18 protein-coding genes are annotated in these 25369 nt (G+C 68.1%); 11 read left to right on the top strand and 7 right to left on the bottom strand.

Annotated features, from left to right (window positions below):
• Positions 1-33: 33 nt before the first annotated feature.
• Positions 34-2667 (bottom strand): [protein-PII] uridylyltransferase, encoded by a 2634-nt coding sequence (locus G4D77_RS25950; protein WP_193726203.1) that lies wholly within the window; start codon positions 2665-2667, stop codon positions 34-36.
• A gap of 89 nt (positions 2668-2756) precedes the next feature.
• Entirely contained in the window at positions 2757-3572 is an 816-nt protein-coding gene (map, locus tag G4D77_RS25955; protein WP_016450769.1) for a type I methionyl aminopeptidase, read from the bottom strand.
• 178 nt (positions 3573-3750) lie between these two features.
• On the opposite strand from map, the gene purL reads away from it, so the two are divergent.
• Positions 3751-7785, top strand: coding sequence for a phosphoribosylformylglycinamidine synthase (gene purL, locus G4D77_RS25960; RefSeq protein ID WP_154833877.1), 4035 nt, complete (start codon positions 3751-3753; stop codon positions 7783-7785).
• A gap of 65 nt (positions 7786-7850) precedes the next feature.
• Here the strand turns inward: purL and G4D77_RS25965 are convergent, their stop codons facing one another.
• Together G4D77_RS25965 and G4D77_RS25970 are read right to left on the bottom strand one after the other, a co-directional pair.
• The gene (locus G4D77_RS25965) at positions 7851-8690 is read right to left on the bottom strand and encodes a TIGR03915 family putative DNA repair protein (protein WP_154833878.1); all 840 of its coding nucleotides are present in this window, start codon (positions 8688-8690) and stop codon (positions 7851-7853) included.
• A 15-nt stretch (positions 8691-8705) separates the two neighbouring features.
• Positions 8706-10025 carry a putative DNA modification/repair radical SAM protein gene (locus G4D77_RS25970; RefSeq protein WP_016450772.1) on the bottom strand — a complete coding sequence of 440 codons (1320 nt, stop codon included), beginning with the start codon at positions 10023-10025 and terminating at the stop codon, positions 8706-8708.
• A gap of 511 nt (positions 10026-10536) precedes the next feature.
• Between G4D77_RS25970 and G4D77_RS25975 the strand changes: the two genes are divergently transcribed.
• The 8 genes from G4D77_RS25975 (at position 10537) to G4D77_RS26010 (ending at position 21644) form a co-directional block, all read left to right on the top strand.
• Positions 10537-11967, top strand: coding sequence for an SWIM zinc finger family protein (locus G4D77_RS25975; RefSeq protein WP_227740950.1), 1431 nt, complete (start codon positions 10537-10539; stop codon positions 11965-11967).
• Positions 11964-13718 carry a DUF5691 domain-containing protein gene (locus G4D77_RS25980; protein ID WP_154833879.1) on the top strand — a complete coding sequence of 585 codons (1755 nt, stop codon included), beginning with the start codon at positions 11964-11966 and terminating at the stop codon, positions 13716-13718. The genes G4D77_RS25975 and G4D77_RS25980 overlap by 4 nt, the downstream gene beginning before the upstream one ends.
• A 66-nt stretch (positions 13719-13784) precedes the next feature.
• Positions 13785-14867 (top strand): AAA family ATPase, encoded by a 1083-nt coding sequence (locus G4D77_RS25985; RefSeq protein ID WP_016449186.1) that lies wholly within the window; start codon positions 13785-13787, stop codon positions 14865-14867.
• Positions 14868-14929: 62 nt separating this feature from the next.
• Positions 14930-17497, top strand: coding sequence for a DUF5682 family protein (locus G4D77_RS25990; protein WP_154833880.1), 2568 nt, complete (start codon positions 14930-14932; stop codon positions 17495-17497).
• Positions 17494-18726 (top strand): VWA domain-containing protein, encoded by a 1233-nt coding sequence (locus G4D77_RS25995; RefSeq protein WP_016449188.1) that lies wholly within the window; start codon positions 17494-17496, stop codon positions 18724-18726. The genes G4D77_RS25990 and G4D77_RS25995 overlap by 4 nt, the downstream gene beginning before the upstream one ends.
• Positions 18727-18851: 125 nt before the next feature.
• Positions 18852-19829 (top strand): DUF808 domain-containing protein, encoded by a 978-nt coding sequence (locus G4D77_RS26000; RefSeq protein ID WP_016449189.1) that lies wholly within the window; start codon positions 18852-18854, stop codon positions 19827-19829.
• A 319-nt stretch (positions 19830-20148) separates the two neighbouring features.
• Positions 20149-20805, top strand: coding sequence for a hypothetical protein (locus G4D77_RS26005; RefSeq protein ID WP_154833881.1), 657 nt, complete (start codon positions 20149-20151; stop codon positions 20803-20805).
• Between the two features lie 32 nt (positions 20806-20837).
• Positions 20838-21644, top strand: coding sequence for a hypothetical protein (locus tag G4D77_RS26010; RefSeq protein ID WP_154833882.1), 807 nt, complete (start codon positions 20838-20840; stop codon positions 21642-21644).
• A 33-nt stretch (positions 21645-21677) separates the two neighbouring features.
• Here the strand turns inward: G4D77_RS26010 and G4D77_RS26015 are convergent, their stop codons facing one another.
• The gene (locus tag G4D77_RS26015; protein WP_016451380.1) at positions 21678-21932 is read right to left on the bottom strand and encodes a hypothetical protein; all 255 of its coding nucleotides are present in this window, start codon (positions 21930-21932) and stop codon (positions 21678-21680) included.
• A 262-nt stretch (positions 21933-22194) separates the two neighbouring features.
• Between G4D77_RS26015 and G4D77_RS26020 the strand changes: the two genes are divergently transcribed.
• The gene (locus G4D77_RS26020; protein WP_154833883.1) at positions 22195-22491 is read left to right on the top strand and encodes a type II toxin-antitoxin system RelB/DinJ family antitoxin; all 297 of its coding nucleotides are present in this window, start codon (positions 22195-22197) and stop codon (positions 22489-22491) included.
• Positions 22491-22826, top strand: coding sequence for a type II toxin-antitoxin system YafQ family toxin (locus G4D77_RS26025; RefSeq protein WP_047326786.1), 336 nt, complete (start codon positions 22491-22493; stop codon positions 22824-22826). The genes G4D77_RS26020 and G4D77_RS26025 overlap by 1 nt, the downstream gene beginning before the upstream one ends.
• Before the next feature lie 35 nt (positions 22827-22861).
• On the opposite strand, the gene G4D77_RS26030 is transcribed toward G4D77_RS26025, so the two are convergent.
• Together G4D77_RS26030 and G4D77_RS26035 are read right to left on the bottom strand one after the other, a co-directional pair.
• A complete protein-coding gene (locus G4D77_RS26030; protein ID WP_016449195.1) occupies positions 22862-23482 on the bottom strand; it encodes a glutathione S-transferase family protein in 621 nt (206 codons plus the stop codon).
• A gap of 117 nt (positions 23483-23599) precedes the next feature.
• A complete protein-coding gene (locus G4D77_RS26035; RefSeq protein WP_154833885.1) occupies positions 23600-25132 on the bottom strand; it encodes a hypothetical protein in 1533 nt (510 codons plus the stop codon).
• Positions 25133-25369: the final 237 nt, after the last annotated feature.

Below are 25369 nucleotides of genomic sequence, written 5' to 3' on the forward strand. Positions count from 1 at the left end.
CACAACAGGGCGGGCTTTTTTTGCGCAATCGGCTCAGACTGCCAGGGCCTGCAAAAGCTCGGTCTCTATGAGCAGCTGGCGCTGGTTGTTCTGCAGCTCGGCACCCTCGATGAGGAAGCTGTCCTCCACGCGCTCGCCCAGCGTGCTGACCTTGGCCAACTGCACGCTCAGGTGGTGCTGGGCCAGGATGCGCGCCACGGTGTAGAGCAGGCCGGCGCGGTCCGTGGCCGAGATGGACAGCAGCCAGTGCTGGGCCTTGTCGTCGGGCCGCAGCGTGACGCGCGGCGCGAAGGGGAAGCTCTTGACGCGGCGCGACAGGCGCCGGGGCGAGGGCTCGCGCAGCGGTCCGCCCTCCATCAGGGCGGCGACCAGGTCGTTCTCGACCATGTGCATCAGTTCGCGGTACTGCTCCTGCATGGCGGGCGCCACCACCTGGAAGGTGTCCAGCGCATAGCTGTTGTGGGCCGTGTGCACGCGCGCATCCAGGATGGAAAACGCTGCGCGGTCGAAGTAGCCGCAGATGCGCGCGAACAGATCGGGCTGGTCGGGTGCGTAGACCAGCACCTGCAGTCCCTCGCCCGCCAGTGAGCGGCGCGCACGCACCACGGGGCGGGTGGTGCCCACGTGGCGCGACAGGTGGCGTGTGTGCCAGGCGATGTCGGCCGCCTCATGGCGCATGAAGTAGTCCACGCCCAGCGTGTCCCAGAGCTTCTTGTGGGACTCGAAGGGCTGGGCCGTCAGCGCCAGCTGCACCAGCGCCTCGCGCCGGCGCGCCTCGATCTCGGCGGCCGCGTCGGGCGCGCGGCCACCCATCACGCGCAGGGTCAGGCGATAGGTGTCCTCCAGCAGCTTGCCCTTCCAGGCGCTCCACACCTTGGGGCTGGTGCCACGGATGTCGGCCACGGTGAGCAGGTACAGCGCCGTAAGGTTGCGCTCGTTGCCCACGCGCTCGGCAAAGGCCTGGATCACCTCGGGGTCCGACAGATCCTGCTTTTGTGCGACCTGGCTCATGGTCAGGTGCTCGCGCACGAGGAACTCGATCAGCTCGGCGTCGGCGCGCGCAATGCCGTGGGCACGGCAAAAGCGCTTGGCCTCCACGGCGCCGATGATGGAGTGGTCGCCGCCGCGGCCCTTGCCGATGTCGTGGAACAGCGCGGCCACGTACAGCAGCCAGGGCTTGTCCCAGCCGCTGGCCAGCTGGGAGCAGAACGGATACTCATGCGCATGCTCGGCCATGAAAAAGCGCCGCACATTGCGCAGCACCATGAGAATGTGCTGGTCCACCGTGTAGACGTGGAACAGGTCGTGCTGCATCTGGCCCACGATGCGCCGGAAGGGCCACAGGTAGCGCCCCAGCACCGAGGTCTGGTTCATCAGCCGCATGGCATGCGTGATGCCGCTGGGCTGCTGCAGGATCTTCATGAACGTGGCGCGGTTGACCGGGTCGCGCCGGAAGGCCGCATCCATCAGGTCCCGCGCGCCGTACAGCGCGCGCAGCGTGCGTGCCGACAGGTCGGTGAGGCCCACATGGGTCTCGTACATCAGGAAGGTTTCGAGGATGGCATGCGGCTCGCGCTCGTACAGATCGTCGCTGGCCACTTCGATGGTGCCGGCCTTCTCGTAGAAGCGCGAGTTCAGCCGGATCCGCGGCGTGGGGCGCGGGTTCAGGCGCTCCTCGATGTTCAGCCGCAGGATCTGGCACAGCTGGGTCACGGCCTTGGCTGCCCAGTAGTAGTGGCGCATCAGCGTCTCGCTGGCGCGCATGGCCAGCTTGCGGCCCTCGGCCGAGGTGGAGCGGTAGCCAAAGGCCTCGGCCACGGCGGTCTGCTGGTCGAAAACCAGGCGGTCCTCGTGCCGGCCCGCCACGGCGTGCAGGCGCGCGCGTATCAGGCTGAGCATGGCCTCGTTGTCTTCGAGCTGCTGGCGCTCGAAATCGGTGATCAGTCCCTTTTCCGCCAGGGCCTGCCAGCTGTGGCCCAGGCCTGCGGCGCGGGCCAGCCAGATCATGGTGTGCAGATCGCGCAGGCCGCCGGGCGATTCCTTGCAGTTGGGCTCCAGCGAGTAGGGCGTGCTCTCGTACTTGTTGTGGCGCTGGCGCATTTCCAGCAGCTTGCCGGACAGAAAGGCGCGCGCATTCATCTGTGCCTGGTAGCGCTGCTGGAACTCGCCGAACAGCGGCTCGTTTCCGCAGATGCGGCGCGACTCCAGCAAGGCGGTCTGCACGGTGAGGTCGCGCCCGGACTCTTGCAGGCATTCGGCCAGCGTGCGCACGCTGGAGCCGATCTCCAGGCCCGCGTCCCAGCAGCTGCCGATGAACTTTTCTATGCGCGAGGTCAGCTCAGGGTCTGCCGTGCTGGTGGCCGGCAGCAGCACCAGCACGTCGATGTCGGAGTAGGGAAACAGCTGGGCGCGGCCATAGCCTCCCACGGCGGCCAGGCAGGCCTCGGCAGGCATGCCGGCGCGGTGCCACAGCGCGCGCAGCAGCGTGTCGGCCAGATCGCTCAGGTGCTGCAGCACCAGGCGCACGCCGCGCCGGCCCATGGTGGGCGCCAGCAGCGAGCCTATCCAGCGTCCGCGATCGAGGGCGTACTGCGCGCGCAACTGCTCCAGCGAATCCGGGGCTGCGGGCGCAGAGTTGGAAGGAGTGTGGTCAGTGATCTGTTTCATGCGCGGCCAGGGCAGGGGAGGCGCCTGGAGCGGGTGCCCCGGGCGCAGTGCCATTTTGCCTGCGCATCACGCAAGAAACATGCCGAGCCTCAGCAGCTCGTGGCGGTCACGAAGGGCGGGAGCGCGGGCGAGCCAGCCGACAGGGTCATGACTTCGTAGCCCGTCTTGGTGACCACCAGGGTGTGTTCCCACTGGGCCGAGAGGCTGTGGTCCTTGGTCACGATGGTCCAGCCGTCCTTGCCCAGTTCCTTGATCTCGCGCCTGCCCAGGTTGAGCATGGGCTCGACGGTGAAGACCATGCCCTCTTCGAGAACGGTGCCCGTGCCGGGGCGGCCATAGTGCAGGATCTGCGGCTCTTCGTGGAACTTCTGGCCGATGCCGTGGCCGCAGAACTCGCGCACCACCGACAGGCCGTGGCCTTCGGCAAAGGTCTGGATGGCGTTGCCGATGTCGCCCAGCGTGGCGCCGGGCCTGACCTGCTGGATGCCCAGCCACATGGCGTCGAAGGTCAGCGCCGACAGGCGCTTGGCCGCGATGGAGCACTCGCCGATCAGGAACATGCGGCTGTTGTCGCCGTACCAGCCGTCCTTGGTGATGACCGTGACATCCACATTGACGATGTCGCCCTTCTTGAGCGGCTTGTCATTGGGGATGCCGTGGCAGACCACATGGTTGACCGAGGTGCACAGGTGCCCGGGATAGGGCGGGTAGCCAGGCGGCTGGTAGCCGATGGTGGCGGAGACCGTGCCCTGCTGCGCCATGCATTCGGCGCCCAGCCGGTCGATCTCGGCCGTGGTGATGCCGGGCTTGATGTGGGGGGTGATGTAGTCCAGCACTTCCGAAGCCAGGCGGCATGCCACGCGCATGGCTGCGATGTCTTCGGCGCTCTTGATGGTGATGCTCATGCCCGCAATTATCCCATTGCGCCTTTGGACGTGCAGGGGTAAGGGGCGGCTGTCGCCACCGGGACGGCGCAGCCCGGTAAAATGGCGGCCTCACCGATTCAGCGCCTTGCGGCCTGCCCCCAGCCGGGCGGGGCCGCAGGGCGCTTTTCACAAGCCTCCTCACCCAACAGGCCGCCACGTGACCTTGCATCTGACACAGTTCGAGGGTGGAAACGCTCTCAGCTCGTTCCGCGCCCAGCAGCTTCTGACCGACCTGGTCGCCATCCATCCCAAAATCACCGGCATTGCCGCGCGCTTCGTGCACCTGGTGGCCACGGACGCCGCACCCACGCCCGCATTGCAAGAGCGCCTCCAGGCGCTCTTGACCTATGGAGATCCCTACGAAGGCCCGGCCGACGGTGCCGCCCTGGTGGTCACGCCGCGCCTGGGAACGATCTCCCCGTGGGCCTCCAAGGCCACGGACATTGCCCGCAACTGCGGCCTGGGCGTGTTCCGCGTGGAGCGCATCACCGAATACCGCATCGCCTTCAAGACGGGCCTGCTGAGCAATGTGCTGGGCAGCGCGCCTGAACTTTCGGCCGAGCAGACTGCACGGATCGCCGCCTTGCTGCACGACCGCATGACCGAATCGGTCTTCGCCACGCGCGCCGAGGCCGAGCAGCTGTTCTCCGCCCTGGAAGCCGCTCCCATGGAGTTCGTCGATGTGCTGGGCGGCGGCCGCGCGGCGCTGGAGACTGCCAACCGCCAATGGGGCCTGGCCCTGGCCGACGACGAGATCGACTACCTGGTCGACGCCTTCAAGGGCCTCAAGCGCAATCCCACGGACGTGGAACTGATGATGTTCGCGCAGGCCAACAGCGAGCACTGCCGCCACAAGATCTTCAACGCCCAGTTCACCATCGACGGCGTGGCCCAGGACAAGAGCCTGTTCGGCATGATCCGCCACACGCACCAGGTCTCGCCCCAGCACACGGTGGTGGCTTATTCGGACAACGCCTCCATCATGGAAGGCCATGAGGTCGAGCGCTTCGTCGCCACCTTCGAGGCAGCCCTGGACAAGATCAAGGCGCCCAGCTACCAGAAGAAGAAGGCCGTCAACCACGTCCTCATGAAGGTGGAGACGCACAACCACCCCACGGCCATCTCTCCCTTCCCCGGCGCATCGACCGGCGCGGGCGGCGAGATCCGCGACGAGGGCGCCACGGGCCGCGGCTCCAAGCCCAAGGCCGGCCTGTCGGGCTTCACGGTCTCCAAGCTGTGGGGCAGCGAAGTGGGCAAGCCCGAGCACATCGCCAGCCCGCTGCAGATCATGATCGAGGGCCCGCTCGGTGGCGCGGCCTTCAACAACGAGTTCGGCCGTCCCAACCTGACCGGCTATTTCCGCGAGTACGAGCAGCAGGTCGGCGTGGGTGCCGATGCCGTGATGCGCGGCTACCACAAGCCCATCATGATCGCGGGCGGCCTGGGCGTGATCGACTCCGAGCTGACGCGCAAGATCGAGTTCCCCGCCGGCACCCTGCTGATCCAGCTGGGCGGCCCCGGCATGCGCATCGGCATGGGCGGCGGCGCTGCCAGCTCCATGGCCAGCGGCACGAACGCGGCCGAGCTGGACTTCGACTCCGTGCAGCGCGGCAACCCCGAGATCGAGCGCCGCGCCCAGGAAGTCATCAACCACTGCTGGGCCCAGGGTGACAAGAACCCCATCCTGGCCATCCACGACGTGGGTGCCGGCGGCCTGTCCAATGCCTTCCCCGAGCTGACCAACGATGCGGGCCGTGGCGCGCGCTTCGACCTGCGCGCCGTCAACCTGGAGGAATCCGGCCTGGCGCCCAAGGAAATCTGGTCCAACGAAAGCCAGGAGCGCTATGTACTGGCCATCGCGCCCGAATCGCTGGCCGAATTCACGGCCTTCTGCGAGCGCGAGCGCTGCCCGTTTGCCGTGATCGGCACGGCCACCGAGGAGCGCCAGCTGGTGCTGGAGGACACGGCCGTGGCCTCGGGCGACCAGAAGTTCCCCGTGGACATGCCCATGAACGTGCTGCTGGGCAAGCCGCCCAAGATGCACCGCGACGTGGCCACCGTGCAGCGGGAGCTGCCCCCCATGGACCTGACCGGCGTGCCCCTGGAAAAGGCCGTGATCGACGTGCTGGCCCACCCCACCGTGGCCTCCAAGCGCTTCCTGATCACCATCGGCGACCGCGCCGTGGGCGGCCTGACCCACCGCGACCAGATGGTCGGCCCCTGGCAGGTGCCCGTGGCCGACGTGGCCGTCACGCTGGCCGATTTCCAGGGCTTCAAGGGCGAGGCCATGGCCATGGGCGAGCGCACGCCGTTGGCGGCCATCAACGCGCCGGCGTCGGGCCGCATGGCCGTGGCCGAGGCCATCACCAACATGCTGGCCGCGCCCATCGAACTGTCCAGGGTCAAGATGTCGGCCAACTGGATGGCGGCCTGCGGGGAGCCCGGCGAAGACGCGGCGCTCTACGCCACCGTCAAGGCCGTGGGCATGGAGCTGTGCCCGCAGCTGGACATCTCGATCCCCGTGGGCAAGGACAGCCTGTCCATGCGCACCCAGTGGAACGAGGGCGGCCAGGTCAAGAAGGTGACCTCGCCGGTCAGCCTGATCATCACGGGCTTTGCCTCCATCGACGATGTGCGCGGCACGCTCACGCCCCAGCTGGACGCCTCGGAAGACGACAGCACCCTGGTGCTGGTGGACCTGGGCCGCGGCAAGATGCGCATGGGCGGCTCCATCCTGGGCCAGGTGCTGGGCCAGACCGGCAACGAGACGCCCGACCTCGATGACGCCAAGGACCTGATTGCCCTGGTCGATGCCGTCAACGACCTGCGCGCCAAGGGCCAGATCCTGGCCTACCACGACAAGGGCGACGGCGGCCTGCTGGCCACCGTGGCCGAGATGGCCTTTGCCGGCCATGTGGGCGTGGCTATCAACGTGGACATGCTGGTCACCGAAGGCGACGGCATCAGCGACAGCCGCATGGACTCGGGCGAAGGCAAGAACTGGGCCTCCCAGATCAGCGGCCGCCGCGACGACATGACGCTGCGCGCGCTGTTCAACGAAGAACTGGGCGCCGTGCTGCAGATCCGCACGGCCGACCGCGCCGCCGTGCTGCAGACCCTGCGCGAGCATGGCCTGTCCACCTGCAGCCACATCATCGGCAAGACGCGCCCCGTCTCGTCCAAGGTCGATGCGGGCAAGGGCGAGCTGCAGGTCTGGCGCGATGCCAAATCCGTCTTCGGCGCCTCGCTCAGCGACCTGCACCAGGTCTGGGATGCCGTCAGCTGGAAGATCGCCCAGCAGCGCGACAACCCGGCCTGCGCCGACAGCGAGCACGCCGCAGCCGGCGAGCCTGCCGACCCGGGCATGCACCTGCACCTGACGTTCGACCCGGCCGAGAACCCGGCCGCACCCTTCCTGAACCTGGGCGCGCGGCCCCGCGTGGCTGTGCTGCGCGAGCAGGGCGTGAACTCCCATGTGGAAATGGCCTACGCCTTCACCGAGGCCGGCTTCGACGCGGTGGACGTGCACATGACCGACCTGCAAAGCGGCCGCGCGCAGCTGCAGGACTTCGCCGGCGTGGTGGCCTGCGGCGGCTTCAGCTACGGCGACACGCTGGGCGCCGGCATCGGCTGGGCGCGCTCCATCACCTTCAACGACAGCCTGTCCGCGCAGTTCCAGCAGTTCTTCGGCCGCAGCGACACCTTCGGCCTGGGCGTGTGCAACGGCTGCCAGATGTTTGCCGAACTGGCCGACATCATTCCCGGCGCCCAGGACTGGCCGCGTTTCACGCAGAACCAGAGCAACCGCTTCGAGGCGCGCCTGTCCATGGTGGAAGTGCTGGAGTCGCCCAGCCTGTTCCTGCAGGGCATGGCCGGCAGCCGCCTGCCCATCGCCGTGGCCCACGGCGAAGGCTTTGCCAACTTCCGCTTCCGCGGCAATGCGGACAAGGCCATCGCCTCCATGCGCTATGTGGACAACCACGGCAAGGCCACCGAGCAGTACCCGTTCAATCCCAACGGATCGGCCGGCGGCCTGACGGCAGTGACCACGGCCGATGGCCGCTTCACGGCCATGATGCCCCACCCCGAGCGCGTGTTCCGCAACGTGCAGATGAGCTGGACCAACGGCGACAAGTCGGAATTCAGCCCCTGGATGCGCGTGTGGCGCAACGCCCGCAAGTGGCTGGGCTGATGCACTGAGCGACGCTGCAAAGCAGACAAAGGCCCTTCGGGGCCTTTGTTTTTTGGTGCCTGTCCTTACTGCTCCAGCATCTGTCCCGTGCGCGCGCGGGCCTGCTGGACCAGGGTGGAGATCAGCACCGTCTCGGGCAGGTTGTGCCAGTAGCGGCGCGGCATCTCGCGCAGCATGGCCTGCTCCTTCAGGCGTGCCGGATTGAAGGTGCTGGCGTAGTAGGTCAGCCACAGGGCCTCGCCCGCGTCGGCTGGCGGGGCATCGCTGCGGCGCGCGCCGGGCGCCAGGCGCAGCGCATGGCCGTCCCAGTGCGCGCTGCATTGCGGCGTGAGGATGGCCCAGTGCATGTTGGCAAAGCGCTTGCAGAAGAAGGGCGCCGCCGCGCGCACGATGTGGTGCTCGGGCTCGAACCAGGCAATGTGCAGATCGGGCTGGTCCGGTCGCTGCGTCGTCCGAAAGCGCACAAAGGCGTGCATCTTGTGGATCTCGCGCGAGACGGGGCGGGCCAGGGCCTCGATGGCGCGCCAGTCCGCATCCAGCGCATCCAGCCGCAGTTCGGGCCGGGCCTGCATGCGCGCCAGCCAGCGGTGGCATAGCTCGAAGCGGCCCGCCGCGCGGTGCATGCAGGCATGGCGCAGGGCGGACATCTGGGTGTCCGACAGGGACAGCCCTGCCTCGCCGGGGCCGGCCAGCCCGGCAAGCGCCGAGGCGGGCATGGCCTGCTGCGGCGCGCTGGAAAACAGGTCCACCCCCGCGCCGAGTGGCTGCGCACCCCGCGTGTCGGGCCACCGCCAGCGCACCAGAGCGGGGTCGGCGCCGTGGGCCAGCAGCGCCCGGCAGGCTGCGCGAAAGCCGGGCCAGTCGTCGGGGCTGTCGAGTTCGATGGTGAGGGCCTGTCCGTGCATGGCGTGCTCCAGGTTCTAGAACAGGCTGGCCTGCAGTGCGCTTTGCACGCGCATGCCGCTGTGCCGCGCCTGGGCCTGGCTGGCCTGCGACTGCGCGATCAGCCGCGTGCGCAGCGCGGCCGAGTCGGTCTCGCCCAGCAGGGGGCGGTGGCCGTCGATCAGCACGAAGGGCAGGGCCTTTTGCACGGGGGCGCGCAGCCGCAGCAGGTCGTCCAGCCGCAGCCGGCGCACGCGGCGCGCCGCCAGCAGGCGCTCCACCGTCTGCGTGCCCAGGCCCGGCACGCGCAGCAGCAGGCTGCGCGGAGCACGGTTGAGGTCCACGGGGAACTGCTGGCGGTTGGCCAGTGCCCAGGCCAGCTTGGGGTCGATCTCCAGGTCCAGCATGCCGTGGCGGCTGGCCGCCGCGATCTCGCCCGCCCCGTAGCCGTAAAAGCGCATGAGCCAGTCGGCCTGGTAGAGCCGGTGCTCGCGCATGAGGGGCGGTGCCTGCGGCGGCAGGTCGCGCGAGGCATCGGGAATGGGGCTGAAGGCCGAGTAGTACACGCGGCGCAGGCCGTAGCCCGCATACAGCGTATGGCTGGACTCGAGGATGTCGGCATCGGTTGCGCGGTCGGCGCCCACGATCATCTGCGTGCTCTGCCCGCCCGGCGCAAAGCGCGGCACGGCGGCGCGCTGCGCGGGCGCGCCGGGCAGGGACTGCGCCTGGCGCTGCTCGCGCGTGGCCGCGCGCCAGGCCTGCACATGCCGGTCCACGCCCTGCATGGCCTGGCGTATGCGCCGGCCGTCCTTTTCAGGCGCGAACTGCGCCAGGCCGCTGGCCGTGGGCAGTTCCACATTGATGCTCAGGCGGTCGGCATGGCGGCCTGCCTGGGCCAGCAATTCGGGGGCGGCATCCGGGATGGTCTTGAGGTGGATGTAGCCGCGAAAGTCATGCTCCTCGCGCAGGCGGCGGGCCACTTCCACCAGCTGCTCCATGGTGTAGTCGCTGGAGCGGATGATGCCGCTGGACAGGAACAGCCCCTCGATGCAGTTGCGCCGGTAGAAGTCCAGCGTCAGCTGCACCACCTCGGCCACCGTGAAGCGGGCGCGCTGCACGTTGGAGCTCTTGCGGTTGATGCAGTAGCGGCAGTCGAAGATGCAGACATTGGTCAGCAGGATCTTGAGCAGCGAGATGCAGCGCCCGTCGGGCGCATAGCTGTGGCAGATGCCCATGCCGGTGACCGAGCCCATGCCCTTGCCGTCCAGCGAGTCGCGCCCCTGCGATCCGCTGGAGGCGCAGCTGGCGTCGTACTTGGCGGCGTCGGCGAGGATGAAAAGTTTGCGTTGCAGCTCCATGGCTGTATGAATATACAGTATATTTGCCTGGCACATCCGGTTTTTCGAGAGCCCATCCCCCAGCCAGGGTCTGGTCCGGCCTTGCCTGGCTCCGGTTTGAACGCACTGTCGGGCTATCGCAATGGCCAGCGGATTGCAATGGTTGCCAGTGCAATGGAATGAAACCGTTTTCAGTGCGGAATGAGTGCTTGCTTTCAATGGGTGGCGATGTGCATCGCAGGAAATGGTGAATGCGTGTTTCCTGCGTCTTTTTGCAATGCCTGAAGGCTGGTACGGCTTGGTGCCATCAATGCATGCGCTGATATAGCGCAGCTGGCTGCGCGCCATGGGGTTCCCGGTTCATGGGAGAGAGGTTTGACGTTGTTGTGATTTGTTTCAAATTGCCGATAACTATTGCTGATAGGCTTTCGGGCTTGCCGGGCGCGGTCGTTTCTTCATTCAATGCGCCTGGCGATGACAAACACTTGGAGAGGGAGCTTCGGTGTCGCGTGTATTAGGAACAGAGAGCGAAGTGCTGGCGCTATCGCCGGACGCTTCCTCCAGCAAGGCCGCCAAGGGGCTGCAATCGCCCGCCAAATGGCCCACCATGGGTGCCAACGATGTGGCGGTGTGGGGCGAGTGCCAGGGCAGCGGCAGCAAGCCCTACCAGACCCAGGTGGACCTGTCGGGCCCCTCCTTCAAATGCTCTTGCCCCAGCCGCAAGTTCCCCTGCAAGCATGGGCTGGCGCTGATGCTGATGCGTGCGGGCGGCCAGGTCACCGAGGGCGGCGATCCACCGGCCTGGGTGCAGACCTGGCTGGACAGCCGCCAGGAAAAGGCCGAGAAGAAGGAGGCCAAGGCAGCCGCCGCGGCGGCCGAGCCGCCACCCGATCCCGAGGTTGCGGCCAGGCAGCAGGCCAGGCGCGAAGACAAGCGCTGGGACAAGGTCGAGGCGGGCCTGCAGGAACTGTCGCTGTGGATGCAGGACATGGTGCGCGCGGGCCTGGCCAACCAGGCCGGCGACTCCCAGATGCGCCAGCGCTGGAACACCATGGCCGCGCGCATGGTCGATGCGCAGGCCACGGGCATGGCGGCACGCATCAAGGACTGCCGGGATCTGGTGGACAGCCACCGCGACTGGCCGCGCGACATGCTGGTGCAGCTGGGCCACTGGCAGCTGATCATCGACGCCGTGCGCCGCCGCGAATCGCTGAGCCCCGAGGTCAAGGCCGACGTGATGGCCGCGCTGGGCTGGCCCATGGACAAGGCCGAGGTGCAGGCCCGCGGCCAGCTGGTCGAGGACGAATGGCTGGTGGCCGGCCTGCGCATGATCGAGCGCGAAGGCCGGCTCATGGAGCGCCGCGTCTGGCTGCACGGGCAGCGCACGGGCCGCATGGCCCTGGTGCTGGACTATGCGCAGGGCGGGCGCGGCTTCGAATCGGCCTGGGTGCCTGGCCATCGCTACGGATGCGCGCTGAATTTCTACCCGGGCCATGCGCCGCTGCGCGCCATTGCCGCCAACGGCAACGGGCCTGCGCTGCCTGCCGAGGGCGCCAGCCCGCTGGACACCTCGGCCGTGGGCGACGTCCTGCAGCAGATGGGCCGGCGCATTGCCGCCAACCCGCTGCAGGCCACGCAGCCGCTGTGCCAGGACGGGTTGCGCCTGGTGCCTGCCCAGGGCCAATGGTTTGCGGCCTGGCCCGATGCGCCGGGCGCATCGGCGGCTGCGCCCGGCGTGTCTGCTGACGGCACTGCCGCGCCTGTGCAACCCGTTCCCGTGGCCATTGACGATGCCGAAGCCTGGCGCCTGCTGGCGCTCAGCGGCGGCGCGCCCATGCAGCTGTTTGGCGAATGGGAGCCCGGCCCGGCCGTGGGCCGCTGGCGCCTGCTGAGCGCCTGGCAGGCCCGCGAGGGCGAAAGCGCCCGGCAATGTATCTGGCAGAACCAGGGTGAACCGGTATGAGCAACACACAACTTTGGACTGCGCTGCAGCAATCGGCCATGGTCGGCTCGGACCGGCTGGCCGTGCCGCCTGCGCTGGCTTCGGGCGTTGATCCGTCTGCCCCGTGGTCGCAGCAGGCCGTGCAGGCCGCGCTGCTGCCCCGGGCGGACCTGCCCGGCGACTCGCCCGCCCAGCAACTGCTGCGCGCCAGCGCCGTGGCGGCCGTGTTCGAGCGCGCAGGCTGGCAGCCCGGCGCGCAGGTGCGCCTGCCGGCGCCGCTGGCCGTGCCGGCCGCGGCACCTGCAGAATCGCGCCCCGCGCCTGCCGATGCTCGCCTGCAGACCTTGATGGGCGACGTGCTCAAGGACGGGCCGTTCGAGCTGCAGGCCTCGATGCTGCGCACCCTGGACCAGGCGGGCCAGCGCCTGCCCCATGACCTGCTGGTGCCTGCGCTGGAGCAGGGCCGCCAGTCCGTGGAGCTGCGCCAGTGGCTGGCCCCGGTGCTGGGCGAGCGCGGGCGCTGGCTGGGCGCGCTCAATCCGCAATGGAGCTATGCCAGCGGCGTGGAGGAAACCGCCGACCCCGAACTGGTCTGGCAGGAGGGCTCGGTCGAGCAGCGCGTGGCCCTGCTGCGCAGCGAGCGCGCGGCCGATGCCGCCCAGGCCCGTGCGCGGCTGGAAGGCAGCCTGAAGGAGCTGGGCGCCAAGGAGCGCCTGCCCATGGTCCAGGCACTGACCGTGGGGCTGGGCATGGACGACGAGCCGCTGCTCGAAAAACTGCTGTCCGACCGCAGCAAGGAAATCCGCGAGAACGCCGCGCAAATGCTCTCGTGCCTGCCGGACAGCGCGCACAGCCAGCGCGTCATGGGCTGGATGCAGTCCATGCTGCAGCAGGACGACAAGGGCCAGTGGATCGTGGAGCCTCCCGAGGAAGGCCTCAAGGAATGGGAGCGCGACGGCATCACGCTCAAGCCCGATGCCTACTTCCGTGGCGGCAAGAAGGCCTGGCTGCTGGAGCAGATGGTGCAGCTCACCCCGGTGTCCTTCTGGACCCGGGCCCTGGGCCTGACGCCCCTGGAAGTGATGGAGTGGAGCCGGCGCAGCGACTGGAAATCCTCGCTGCGCCAGGGCTGGGTGCGGGCCCTGCAGTACCAGCTGGACGTGGAATGGATCGATGCCGCCCAGGCCCTGGGCCGCGACATGCGCCACGATGCGCTGCTGCCCGCCCTCATGGCCCGGCTGTCCCCCGAAGAACGCGAGTCCCGCTGGATTGCCCAGTTCGAGCGCGACAGGCACAAGCTCATCGACGCCATCGAGGGCATGTCCCAGTCGCTGGGCGGTGCCGAACTGCTCTCGCCCGCGCTGTCGGCGCGGCTGACCGAGGCACTGCATGTGGCCGTGGGCGGCAAGCAGATCACGGGCAACTGGCACAGCTACCGCGCCGACCAGGCCCTGCTGTCCTGCGCGCGAATGCTGGACGTGACTGCGCTGGAGCGCTTTGCCGAGCTGTGGCGCAAGCCCTCGGTGCTGGATGCACAGGTCGAGCCCGAGCCGGAGCCCCCGGCCGAGCCTGTTGCAGAGACCGCAGCCGCTTCGGCATCTGCAGCAACAGCCGCCCCGGCCATTGCCCTCACGCCCCAGCAGCAGGCGCGCCTCGAACGCAGCCGCGCGCGGCCCTGGGACGAGGAGCGCATGCGCGGCCACCTGGAGCGCATCGTCGAGCTGCGCCTGGGCCTGCACCAGGCCTTCATCGCACTGCGCGGCCAGGCCTGAGGCCGGGCCCGCTTTGCCACCCACCCCCTACCGAATCCCATTCCCATCCCTTTCCGGAAGCACACCATGAGCCAAGTCCTGCGCCAGCATGCCGAACAGCAATTCGCCGAAGAACTCGAAGCCCTGCGCAAGGTGGACGACCGTCCGCGTCCGCCCAACTGGAAGCTGTCGCCCTGGGCCGTGCTCCAGTACCTGATGGGCGGCAAGCTCGGCAACGGCTTCGAGGTCAGCCCCAAGTACATCGGCAATCCGCGCCTGATGGAAATCGCCGTCTCCACCCTGGCCACCGACCGCGCCCTGCTGCTGTACGGCGTGCCCGGCACGGCCAAGTCCTGGGTGTCCGAGCACCTGTCGGCCGCCGTCAGCGGCGACTCCACCATGCTGGTGCAGGGCACGGCCGGCACCAGCGAGGAGCAGCTGCGCTACGGCTGGAACTACGCGCAGCTGCTGGCCCATGGCCCGTCCGAGAAGGCGCTGATTCCCAGCCCCCTGGTCAACGCCATGAAGCTGGGCAAGATCGCCCGCATCGAAGAGCTGACCCGCATCCCGGCCGACGTGCAGGACACGCTGATCACCGTGCTGTCCGAAAAGACACTGCCCGTGCCCGAGCTGGGCACCGAGGTGCAGGCCGTGCAGGGCTTCTCGGTCATCGCCACGGCCAACAACCGCGACAAGGGCGTGAACGAGCTGTCCAGCGCGCTCAAGCGCCGCTTCAACACCGTGGTCCTGCCCGTGCCGGCATCGCAGGACGAGGAAGTGCAGATCGTCACCAAGCGCGTGGCCGAGCAGGGCCGCGCCCTGGCCCTGCCCGCCGAGCCGCCGGCCCTGCAGGAAGTGCGCCGGGTGGTGCAGATCTTCCGCGAGCTGCGCAACGGCCAGACCGAGGACGGCAAGACCGTGCGCGTGAAGTCGCCCAGCAGCACGCTGTCCACGGCCGAGGCCATCTCGGTCATCAACAGCGGCATGGCGCTGGCCGGGCATTTCGGCGACGGCGTGCTGCGCGCGGGCGATGTGGCCTCGGGCCTGCTGGGCGCCGTGATCAAGGACCCGGTGCAGGACAGCGTGGTCTGGAAGGAATACCTGGAGACCGTGGTCAAGGAGCGCAGCGACTGGAAGGACCTGTACCGCGCCTGCCGCGAGCAGCTCTGAAGCCCGCACTCCCGCTCCGCTGACCGACCGCATCTTCTGCGCATCTCCTGCGCACTTCCCGTATGGCCACCTCTGCCAATCCGCTTCATTTCTTCGGCATCCGCCACCATGGCCCGGGCTGCGCGCGCAGCCTGCTGCAGGCCCTGGAGCAGCTGCAGCCCGACTGCCTGCTGGTCGAAGGCCCGCCCGAGGGCGAGTCCCTGCTGCCCATGCTGCAGCATGCCGACCTGCAGCCGCCCGTGGCCATGCTGGTCTATGTGCAGGACAGCCCGGCCCATGCCGCCTTCTATCCCTACGCCGAGTTCTCGCCCGAATGGCAGGCCCTGCAATGGGCGGCGCGCCAGGGCGTGGCCACGCGCTTCATCGACCTGCCCCAGACCCACCGCATGGCGCTGGACATGGCCGAGCAGGAGCGGCGCCGGGCCGAGGCGGCGGCAGCAGATGCAGGTGATGCGGGCGAGGATGCGGGCGATGAAGGCCAGGATGCCGACACCGGCTCCGATTCCGGCGCCGCTGCGGCAGACGGCGGCCAGCTCCAGAGCAATGCCGCCGAGGCCCTGGACCGCGACGACACCACGCAGTCCGTGCCGGCTGCCGACCTCGCCGTCGATCCCTCGGACCCCGGCAGGCGGGACTGGCGCGATCCGCTGGACCTGCTGGCCGAGGCCGCAGGCTACCCCGACGGCGAAAGCTGGTGGAACCGCATGGTCGAGGAGCGCGGCGACGGCGCCACCCTGTTCGAGGGCATTGCCGAAGCCATGGCCGTGGTGCGCGCCGAGCTGCCCAACGAAGTGCGCGGAGAACGCCACGCCCGGCGCGAGGCGCTGCGCGAAGCCTGGATGCGCCAGTGCATGCGCGAGGCCGTCAAGGCCGGCCACCAGCGCATTGCCGTGGTCTGCGGCGCATGGCATGTGCCGGCCCTGCAGGCCCAGGTCACCGCCAAGGCCGATGCCGCCACGCTCAAGGGCCTGCCCAAGGCCAAGGTCCAGGCCACCTGGGCGCCCTGGACCTACCGCAACCTGTGCTCGTCCAGCGGCTATGGAGCGGGCGTGGATTCGCCGGGCTGGTATGAACACCTGTGGCGCTGCTCCGAGCCTGCGCCCGAGTCCTTGCTCCAGTCCGCACCTGCTGCCGACCCGGCACGCGCCAGCACCCGGCGCACCGTCGGCTGGCTGGCGCGCGTGGCCCATCTGCTGCGTTCCAAGGACCTGGACTGCTCCAGCGCCCACATCATCGAGGCCACGCGCCTGGCCGAAAGCCTGGCCGCCCTGCGCGGCCACGCCAGCCCGGGCCTGCCCGAGCTGGACGAGGCCATCGTCACCGTCATCAGCATGGGCGAGCGCGCTCCGCTGCGCCTGATCGAGCGCGAACTCAGCGTGGGCGACCGCATCGGCGGCGTGCCCGCCGACGTGCCCCAGGTGCCGCTGCAGCGCGACATCGAGCAGCAGCAAAAAAGCCTGCGCCTCAAGCCCGAGGCGGCCGCCAAGGTTCTGGCCCTGGACCTGCGCAAGGACACGGACCGCGACCGCAGCCACTTCCTGCATCGGCTGCGCCTGCTGGGCATAGAGTGGGGCAGCGTCACCACCGACCAGCAGCGCAACCGGGGCACCTTCCGCGAAAGCTGGCAGCTGCAGTGGGAGCCCGAGCTGGCCGTGCGCGTCATCGAGGCCAGCCGCTACGGCGGCACCCTGGTGCAGGCTGCAGCCGCCAAGGTGCGCCAGGCGCTGACGCCCGAGACACCGCTGCCCGAGCTGGCCAAGACCATCGACGACGCCCTGCTGGCCGACCTGCCGCACCTGGTCGATGCCCTCATGCACGACCTGGCCGACCGCTCTGCCAGCACCGGCGACGTTTCCCAGCTCATGCAGGCGCTGCCGCCGCTGGCCAATGTGCTGCGCTACGGCAGCGTGCGCCAGACCGACACCCAGGCGCTGGCCACGGTGATCGACAGCATGGCGCTGCGTGCCGCCATCGGCCTGCCCCTGGCCTGCATGGCGCTGGATGAAGACGCCGCAAGGCACATGCAGGCCACGGTGCTGCAGGCCCACGAGGCCCTGCGCCTGCGCGATGCCGAGGAGACGCGCGAGGTCTGGTTCGGCGCCCTGCGCAGCATTGCCCTGGGCGACGCCGGCGCGGCCCTGCTGCGCGGCACGTCCTGCCGCCTGCTGCTGGATGCCCACCGCCTGGACAGCGAGGCCGTGGCCACGCAACTGGGCCGCAATCTCTCGCTGGGCGTGCCGCCGCTGGACGCTGCCGCCTGGCTGGACGGCTTTCTCAACCGCCAGGCCCTGGTGCTGCTGCACGACGACGCCATCTGGGGCGCCGTCGATGCCTGGCTGGCCCAGCTGGGCGAGACCCAGTTCACCCAGATCCTGCCGCTGGTGCGCCGCAGCTTCTCGGCCTTCTCCAACCATGACCGCCAGAGCCTGGGCGAAAAGGCCCGGCGAGGGCAGGGCAGTGCGGCCGTCGTGGCGGCTGCATCCGCAGGTGCCGCAGGCGCGGCAGGCGGCGGTGACGACGGCGCCTGGAACGAGGCGCGCGCCGTGCTTGCCCTTCCCGTACTCGATCAACTGCTGGGCCTGAACCTGCCCGCGCAACTGCTGTCCAGCCCGCAGGAGGCCCAGCCATGAACACCGCTGCCACCGTGAACGATGCATCCCTTGCCGACGCCGATCCGCAGGACCCCGCTGTCCAGCCCACCAACCGGCTGCAGCGCTGGCGCCTGGTGCTGGGCCAGCCGGCCGAGGGCAGCTGCGGCGGGCTGGGCGCCAAGGGCGGCTCCCTCGAAGAGATGGACAAGGCTCTGGCCGCGCTCTACGAAGAAGACAACAAGGACGGCAGCCTCTCGCGCCGGGGCGGCCGGGGCAACTCCTCGCCCAGCGTGGCCCGCTGGCTGGGCGACATCCGCAAGTACTTTCCCAGCCAGGTCGTGCAGGTCATGCAGCGCGACGCCATGGAGCGCCTGAACCTGCGCGAACTCATGCTCCAGCCCGAAATGCTGGAGCATGTGCAGCCCGACGTGCACATGGTGGCCGACCTCATCTCCCTGGGCTCCGTCATCCCGCAGAACACCAAGGAGACCGCGCGCATCGTCGTGCGCAAGGTGGTGGATGACCTCATGCGCCGCCTGGAAGAGCCCATGCGCAGCGCCGTCTCGGGCGCGCTGGACCGCAGCCAGCGCAACCGCCGCCCGCGCCACTCCGAGATCGACTGGAACCGCACCATCCGCGCCAACCTGCGCCACTGGCAGCCCGACTACCGCACCATCGTGCCCGAGACCCTGGTCGGCTACGGCCGCAAGGTCCGCCGCCCGCAGCGCGAAGTCATCCTGTGCATAGACCAGAGCGGCTCCATGGCCAACTCCGTCGTCTACTCCAGCATCTTCGGAGCCGTCATGGCCAGCCTGCCGGCCGTCGCTACCCGTCTGGTGGTCTTCGACACGGCGGTGGTGGACCTGACCGACAAGCTCTCCGACCCGGTGGACGTGCTCTTTGGCGTGCAGCTGGGCGGCGGCACCGACATCAACCGTGCCGTGGGCTACTGCCAGGGCCTGATCAGCGAGCCGCGCAACGCCATCGTCGTGCTCATCTCCGACCTCTATGAAGGCGGTGTGGAAAGCGGCCTGCTGCGCCGCGCCTCCGAACTGGTGGAGTCGGGCGTGCAGTTCATCACCCTGCTGGCACTCAGCGACGAAGGCGCCCCCGCCTACGACGCGCAACTGGCCGCCAAGCTGGCCGCGCTGGGCGTGCCCTCGTTCGCCTGCACGCCGGACGCCTTCCCGCAGCTCATGGCCGCCGCCATCCGCCGCGACGACGTGGCGGCCTGGGCGGCAGGGCAGGGCTTCAAGACAAGCAAGTAGCGGATGGCCGCTCAGGCCGGTGGCCCGGCCGGCCGCCGGGCCTCTCCTACACGGGCAGGACATGCCCGTGCCCCATGATGGCGCCCAGGCCGCAAGGCCCCCCAACAATTCACTGGAGAAACGCGATGGCTGGTGCTGGTTTGCTGATGCTGCTTGACGATATTGCAGCGATCCTTGACGACGTGGCCCTCATGACCAAGGTCGCGGCCCGCAAGAGCGTGGCCATGGCCGACGATGTGTCCGTCATGACCAAGGTGGCTGCGCAGAAGACGGCCGGCGTGCTGGGCGATGACCTGGCCCTTAACGCCCAGCAGGTCACGGGCGTGCGCGCCGAGCGCGAGATTCCCGTTGTCTGGGCCGTGGCCAAGGGCTCGCTGGTCAACAAGGTCATCCTCGTGCCGACGGCGCTGCTCATCAGCGCCTTCATTCCCTGGGCTGTCACGCCGCTGCTCATGGTCGGCGGCGCCTTTCTGTGCTTTGAGGGTTGCGAGAAGCTGGCCCACAAATTCCTGCATTCGCCCGAGGAAGATGCCGTGGAGCGCGAGCGCCTCACCCAGGCCAATGCCGATGCGAGCGTCGATCTCGTCGCCATGGAAAAGGACAAGATCAAGGGTGCCGTGCGCACCGACTTCATCCTCTCGGCCGAGATCATCGCCATTACCCTGGGCACCGTGGCCTCGGCGCCGTTCGGGCAGCAGGTCGCCGTGCTGGCGGGCATTGCCCTCATCATGACCTTGGGCGTCTATGGCCTGGTGGCCGGCATCGTCAAGCTCGATGACCTGGGACTGTGGCTGGGCCAGCGTGCCAGCGCCGCGGCCCGCGCGCTGGGCCGGGGCATCGTCGCCGCCGCGCCCTGGCTCATGAAGGGGCTGTCCGTTGCGGGCACGGCCGCCATGTTCCTGGTGGGCGGCGGCATCCTCGTGCACGGCGTGCCTGCGCTGCACCACGCCGTGGAGGGCCTGGGCGATGCCGTGGCCCAGGGCGCGCTGGGCGGCCTGTGGCGCGTGCTGGCGGTGAATGTGCTCAACGCGGTGGCCGGCATCGTGGCCGGCGCCATCGTGCTGGCGGCTGTCGAAGGCATCAAGCGCCTGCGCCGCCGCTGAGTCGCCGCAAGCAAGGCCTGCCGGGGCTGCAGCCGGCAGAGCACACCAGGGGGGGCCGTCAGGCCCCCTTTTCGATGGAATCTGCATGGAATTTGCACCTCAGCGCATTGCATTTGACTGTGGGCGCAAGCACGTGCATTTCCCCTGGAACTCTGCAAGGCCTGGCGTCCTCCTGTCCCTTGGCGGCGGCGCAATGCAATTGCGCCTGCCGGCCTCCGAGGTTCCGTGAACGGCCCTTCGCCGCGCCAGAGCCATTGTCGGGACCGGGCGGCTGAAGCTGATTCCGCGCGGGTCCCTGGATTTTCATCAGGGGGATTCCATGATTTCCAATCTCACCAAGGCCAATGTGCTGCGCTCCGTCATCGCCGGCTGCTCGGTCGCGCAAGCGGGCAAGGCCGAGAAACTCGGCACCGAACGCGCACGCACCGCCCTCAATCGCATCTGCGAACTGCTGAATCTGCCCAACGACCTGGACGCCATACATGCGGAGCCGGACCTGTACCTCGAATCCCTGGCCCATTTCGAGAGCCTGCCCCAGTTCGAGCTGCGCACTCCCCTGGTGGCCAAGCTCAGGCAGGTCCTGGGCCTGCGCTCCTGCAGGCAACTGACGCCGGCCATGCTGGCGCAAGTCACCGCGTCACAGCTCATCAACCAGGGCATCTCCATCGTCGCGCTGGCCGATCTGCAGCAATGGCTGCTCAAGCACGATCTGTCGCTGCGGCACAGTCCGCCCGTCACGGAAGTGGACTTCAGGGAGGCCAGGAAAGCCATTGCCCTGCTGGATGCCTTCGACTTCGATACCGAATCGCTGGAGTGGCAAATGAATCACCTTGCCCGCCCGCGCGCCAGGGGCAGGGGAAGGCGTGCCGCCGCCACGGCCCCCTCAACTGGCAGGCCTGCAGGCGAATCCCCTTCTGCCGGCTCCGCTCCTGCGTCTGCGTCTGCGTCTGCGTCTGCGTCTGCTTCTGCGCCCTAATATCGGCTTTCCCGAACCAAGCTCAGCACACCATGAAGCTCCCCTTGCTTGCCGCCATGGCCCTGGCACTGCAGCTGCTGGCGCCAGCGCCCGCCATGGCAGCCGACGACATCGTCTTCAAGGACAGTGCCGGCCGCGTGCTCAAGCGCAGCGACCTGGACAAGGCCGATGGCCGTTTCAGCTGGGAACTGCCCCGCGCCACACCCGTCAGCCAGGCGGCGCGCGATGCCCATGCCCTGGGCCGCGCCGCAGGGCAGCGCGGTTACAACCGGGCTGCGCTGGCGCATTTCGAGACCGCCTCGAAGCTGGCGCCGGACTGGCCTTATCCCGTCTACGACGCCGCATTCACCTACCTGCTGCAAAAGGACTTTGATGCGGCCTATCGCCACTACCGGCGCGTGGATGCAATGGCTCCCAGGGGTTTCTTCATGGCCAAGACGGCCGTGCACAGCCTGCGCATGGAGCGCGATGGCAAGCTCCCGCAAGGCACCTATCTGCGCTACCTCGCCCTGGAGTGGGAGACCGACAGGAGCAAGGTGCGCCAGGCCGCCCTGGCCATGACCCGCGAAACCCCTGGCTTCGCCCCCGCCTGGAAGACAGCGGCCCTGATGGAGGACGACCCCGACCAATGCCTTGCCCTGCTGGACAGCGGCCTGAAGGCCGGCCCCGATGCCCAGACCCGCGGCTTTCTGCTGCTGAACAAGGCCCTGCTGCTGCGCGAGCGCAACCAGATTCCCGAGGCCATGGTGATGCTGGGAGAGCTGGCGGTGGACCCCCGGTCTCCGCTGGATGTCGAGGCGCTGGCGCGGCACACGCTGGCGCAGTGGGCGCGGCCTTGAGACCGGCACCCGCACCTTCGCTGGCCGGCCCACTCAGCGCATCGCCAGCTCCACGGCCTCCGCAGACAGCCCGTAGGCCTCGACAAAGACCTCGATGCGGTCCTGCGTCTGCGCGTTCACAAACGTCTCCATGCCCACGCTGTCCATCTCCCCTGACAGCATCTGGCCCGTATTCACGGGGCGGGTGTCGAGCTGCTGCGCCAGCACGCAGCTGTCCTCTCCCTCCGGCTGCAGGCCGATGAGCCCCGTCTGGTTGTTGATGGCAATCACCCTGGCTTGTCTTTGCATGCTCCACCCTGTCGTCTGAATCCGTCGTTTCTGGAATGGCGAAAAGGCGCCGCCTTGCGCAACGCCCCTGCCTGTCCTGGCGACTGTAGGCAAGGCTTGGGGACGGCGGTAGAGGTCTGGGGCTTGGTGGACTGCCAAGGGAAATTTACGAATGGCTGTCTGGTTTTTTGTTTTTGCAAGTGAATGCGTGTGGAAGGTTGCAGCAACAGTTGATTTGAGATTGCCTAGAATATGTCGGAAAGTGACCTCAAAGGAGCAAAAAATGACCATCGTCCGTACTACCGTGGATGACAAGATCTACGACAGCGCTGCCGACATACTTTCTACGCTGGGCATGGATGTGAACGCCGCCGTGCGCATGTTTCTGCAGGGCGTTGTGCTGCACAACGGGATTCCCTTTGACCTGCGGCTGACTGCGGAGCAGGTGCAGGCGATGCGGCTGCGTCGCGAGACAAACCGGCAGGCCACTTTGGAGGCGAGAGAAATCGCCAGAGGCGGTGAACCTGGACATGCCTCTGTTGAAGCCATGCTGCAGGCCATGGAAAGGGATGAAGCCTGATGGCCGGCAAGAAGGGCTACAGGCTGCGCACCATCGCGTACACCAAGACCTTCAAGAAGGACTACCAGCGCATGGCGGCATCAGGCCGCTACGACATGGCGCTGGTGAACCAGGTCGGCGGCCTGCTCATCGCCCACACGGCGCAGCAGGTGCTGTCGGCGCAGTGGAGCGATCACGCCTTGATCGCCGACGATGAATGGGACGCGGGCGATCGGGATATCCATCTGGGAGGGGACTTCCTGCTGATCTATCGCATTGATCCGCATCCCGAAGCCAAGGACATGGAGATCGTCATCTTCAAGCGCCTTGGAACCCACAGCGATCTGTTTGGCTGAGCGCGGCCATCGCAGGCCGCGGGCAGCCTCCCCCCTCAGCTCCCCAGCGCCCCGCGCACGGCAGCGCGCTCGCCCATGCGCTTGAAGTGCGCCTGCACCTTGGGGAAGCCGGCGATGTCCACGCCGTCGCCCTCCAGCCAGCCGGCAATGGTGAACAGATAGGCGTCGGCCACGGAATAGTCGGAGCCCAGCACCCAGGGCGCGTCGCCCAGGTAGTGGCGCTCTATCACGCCAAAGCATTCGGCCATGTTGGCTGCCACCTTGCGCTGCATGGAGGCAATGGCCGCTTCGTCATCGGCCCAGCGGCCTGCGCGCCGGCCGTGGGCGTGGGCCACGTGCACGGTGGAGGACAGGTAGCCGTGGAACTCCTGCATGTGGGCGAAGGCATAGGCATCGTCCAGCGGGGCAAGCCGGGCTTCGGGAAAGCGCCGGGCAATATAGGCGAGCAGGGCCGGCGTTTCGGTGAGCACGCCGCGCTCGGTCACCAGGGCGGGCACGCGGCCCTTGGGATTGATGGCCAGGTATTCGGGGCTGCGCTGCTCGCCCTTGGAGAAATCGAGCTTGACGACTTCATGGGGCGCATTGGCCTCGATCAGGGCGATGCGGGCGGCCAGGGCGCAGGTGCCGGGAGCGTAGTAGAGCTTGAGGGTGGTCATGAAAGAGACGGGTAGGGGTGGGATACGGGCAGATTCTGCCGTCGGCGCCGATGGCCGGACCGGCCCTCCAACTTAGTGCGGATTGCACGGTCGTGCAAGCGGCATCGTTGTCTTGTCCTATGCCTGCTCGGCATTCCAGCGCACGGTGCGTGCGGGCAGGTCAATGTGGATGGTGTGGCGGCCGCCGTCATGCAGTAGCAGGTCCAGCTTCCCGTCCTGGCCATCCACGAACGTGATGCCTTCAATCATGGGTGCGTCGATCAGGTCGTTGCAGTCGAGCGCGATCCAGGCATCGGTTTGCAGATCCAGCAGACGCAGATGGGGGAAGTCGGGGTCCTCGCCATATTCGATGCAGGCCACCATGGCCCAGGGCTTGGAGAAGGCCACGGCCGTGAGGGTGCTATCTGGGCTCTGCGCGCAGGCGCGCGCCTGCAGGGCATCGAGCAGCGTGGGCATGTCGTCCAGCATGTGTGCATAGGGAGACTCGGGCGGCACGGTGCGTACTGGCCGGGTGGCGGCCTTGGCGCTTTTGGCGCTTTCGGCGCGTTTGGCGCGTTTGGCAGGCTCTGCCGTTGGGGTGCTGCGCCTGCGGCCCGCTGGCGGAAGGTGCTGGATTTTGCCGCCCGCAATGCCTAGAAAGACACCGCATTCGCTCACGCTCAGATGCCTGTAGTTGCGGCTGCTGCACGGGGTTTCCCAAAGCGGGGCGCCGGTGTCCGGGTCCACGGCGACAAGATAGGCCCGCTCCATGCCGTCCTCGTGCCTGTCCTGTATTCCATAGAGGACGCCGGCATGGCATTGCGGCGCGCTGACATGGGTAGGCGACAGGCACGGTCCGAAACGGTTGCTGCGAATGTCATAGCCATACATGCCCTGGCGTGCAAAGCAGAAATAGACCACGCCGTCACGATGCGCTGCCCGCTGGGCATGCACATGCCGGCGCTCATCGTCAGGTTGAACGGGAGGTGTGATGGCCAGGACTTCGCCGCTGCAAGGATGGATGCGAAGCCAGGGTGCATCGATGTCCACGTGGTCTCTGCTGCCGGGGCCGAACACGGCCCACGCGCCTGCAATGGCGGGCGAGTACAGGTCGCGCGCACTGTCCACCCACAGCACATGCTCGGTGTGCCCGTCGGTTTCATGCCAGCGCCGCAGCTCCGAGCGCTCAGGGTGGACGATCCAGCCGTAGACCGCCCCCTCCAGCACAAACGCACCCTGCAGGCCCAGCGCCAGCGTGCTGCCCTGCCAGTTGCGACGGTCCAGCAGCAGATAGCGGCCCTCGGGACTGCTCTCCTCCATCGCGACGAGCCAGCGATGCGCGTCCAGCTCCACGGGAACGGGCCAATGCCTGGCCTGCATGCCCGGCACGGCATGGAAGTCGAACAGGCATTCGCCGGTGCGGGCATCAAGCACCTGGTCGCAGAGCATCAGATGCCGCTCGTCCACGAACCACGACATGCCCTCGCTCTCGCGCATGCGGTGGTCCCAGAGCACGTTGCCGGTGGCCACATCAACGGCGCGCAGAAAGGACGTTGTGCTGTCCCCCTTGTTGCAGTACTCGTAGTAGAGCCGGCCATCGACCACGCTCATGGCGGTGTCGATGATGAAGATGCTCTTGTCTCCAATGGCCTGGGATTTGCCGTAGTGCATGCGCGCCTTTCAAAGACCTGATTGTCGCCAGCAGAGCGCGGTGTGGACTGGGCGAAATGTCAAGTCGATGGCGTGGTGCGCGGCTGAACCAATGCAGCTGCGGCGGTGCAACGCCATCCGATCCAGACGAGCAGGTCCGCGATGCGCTGTGCTGGATGCAGGCTGCACCGAGCGTGCTGCGGATGCATGCCGAGTGGGCTGTCTGTTGCTCTCCGCCGGGCGTTGTTCCAAGAGCGG

The organism is Delftia sp. WY8 (genome assembly GCF_018437695.1).
Lineage (GTDB): Bacteria > Pseudomonadota > Gammaproteobacteria > Burkholderiales > Burkholderiaceae_C > Comamonas > Comamonas tsuruhatensis.

Bases quoted from the DNA above. Each gene is read 5' to 3' on its own strand.
- G4D77_RS25970 (WP_016450772.1), bottom strand. From the start codon at position 10,025: ATGGAGCTGCAACGCAAACTTTTCATCCTCGCCGACGCCGCCAAGTAC.
- G4D77_RS25965 (WP_154833878.1), bottom strand. From the start codon at position 8,690: ATGCACGGACAGGCCCTCACCATCGAACTCGACAGCCCCGACGACTGG.
- G4D77_RS25990 (WP_154833880.1), top strand. From the start codon at position 14,930: ATGGCCACCTCTGCCAATCCGCTTCATTTCTTCGGCATCCGCCACCAT.
- G4D77_RS25980 (WP_154833879.1), top strand. From the start codon at position 11,964: ATGAGCAACACACAACTTTGGACTGCGCTGCAGCAATCGGCCATGGTC.
- G4D77_RS26020 (WP_154833883.1), top strand. From the start codon at position 22,195: ATGACCATCGTCCGTACTACCGTGGATGACAAGATCTACGACAGCGCT.
- G4D77_RS26035 (WP_154833885.1), bottom strand. From the start codon at position 25,132: ATGCACTACGGCAAATCCCAGGCCATTGGAGACAAGAGCATCTTCATC.
- G4D77_RS26015 (WP_016451380.1), bottom strand. From the start codon at position 21,932: ATGCAAAGACAAGCCAGGGTGATTGCCATCAACAACCAGACGGGGCTC.
- G4D77_RS26010 (WP_154833882.1), top strand. From the start codon at position 20,838: ATGAAGCTCCCCTTGCTTGCCGCCATGGCCCTGGCACTGCAGCTGCTG.
- G4D77_RS26005 (WP_154833881.1), top strand. From the start codon at position 20,149: ATGATTTCCAATCTCACCAAGGCCAATGTGCTGCGCTCCGTCATCGCC.
- map (WP_016450769.1), bottom strand. From the start codon at position 3,572: ATGAGCATCACCATCAAGAGCGCCGAAGACATCGCAGCCATGCGCGTG.
- G4D77_RS26000 (WP_016449189.1), top strand. From the start codon at position 18,852: ATGGCTGGTGCTGGTTTGCTGATGCTGCTTGACGATATTGCAGCGATC.
- G4D77_RS26030 (WP_016449195.1), bottom strand. From the start codon at position 23,482: ATGACCACCCTCAAGCTCTACTACGCTCCCGGCACCTGCGCCCTGGCC.
- G4D77_RS25995 (WP_016449188.1), top strand. From the start codon at position 17,494: ATGAACACCGCTGCCACCGTGAACGATGCATCCCTTGCCGACGCCGAT.
- G4D77_RS25985 (WP_016449186.1), top strand. From the start codon at position 13,785: ATGAGCCAAGTCCTGCGCCAGCATGCCGAACAGCAATTCGCCGAAGAA.
- G4D77_RS26025 (WP_047326786.1), top strand. From the start codon at position 22,491: ATGGCCGGCAAGAAGGGCTACAGGCTGCGCACCATCGCGTACACCAAG.
- G4D77_RS25950 (WP_193726203.1), bottom strand. From the start codon at position 2,667: ATGAAACAGATCACTGACCACACTCCTTCCAACTCTGCGCCCGCAGCC.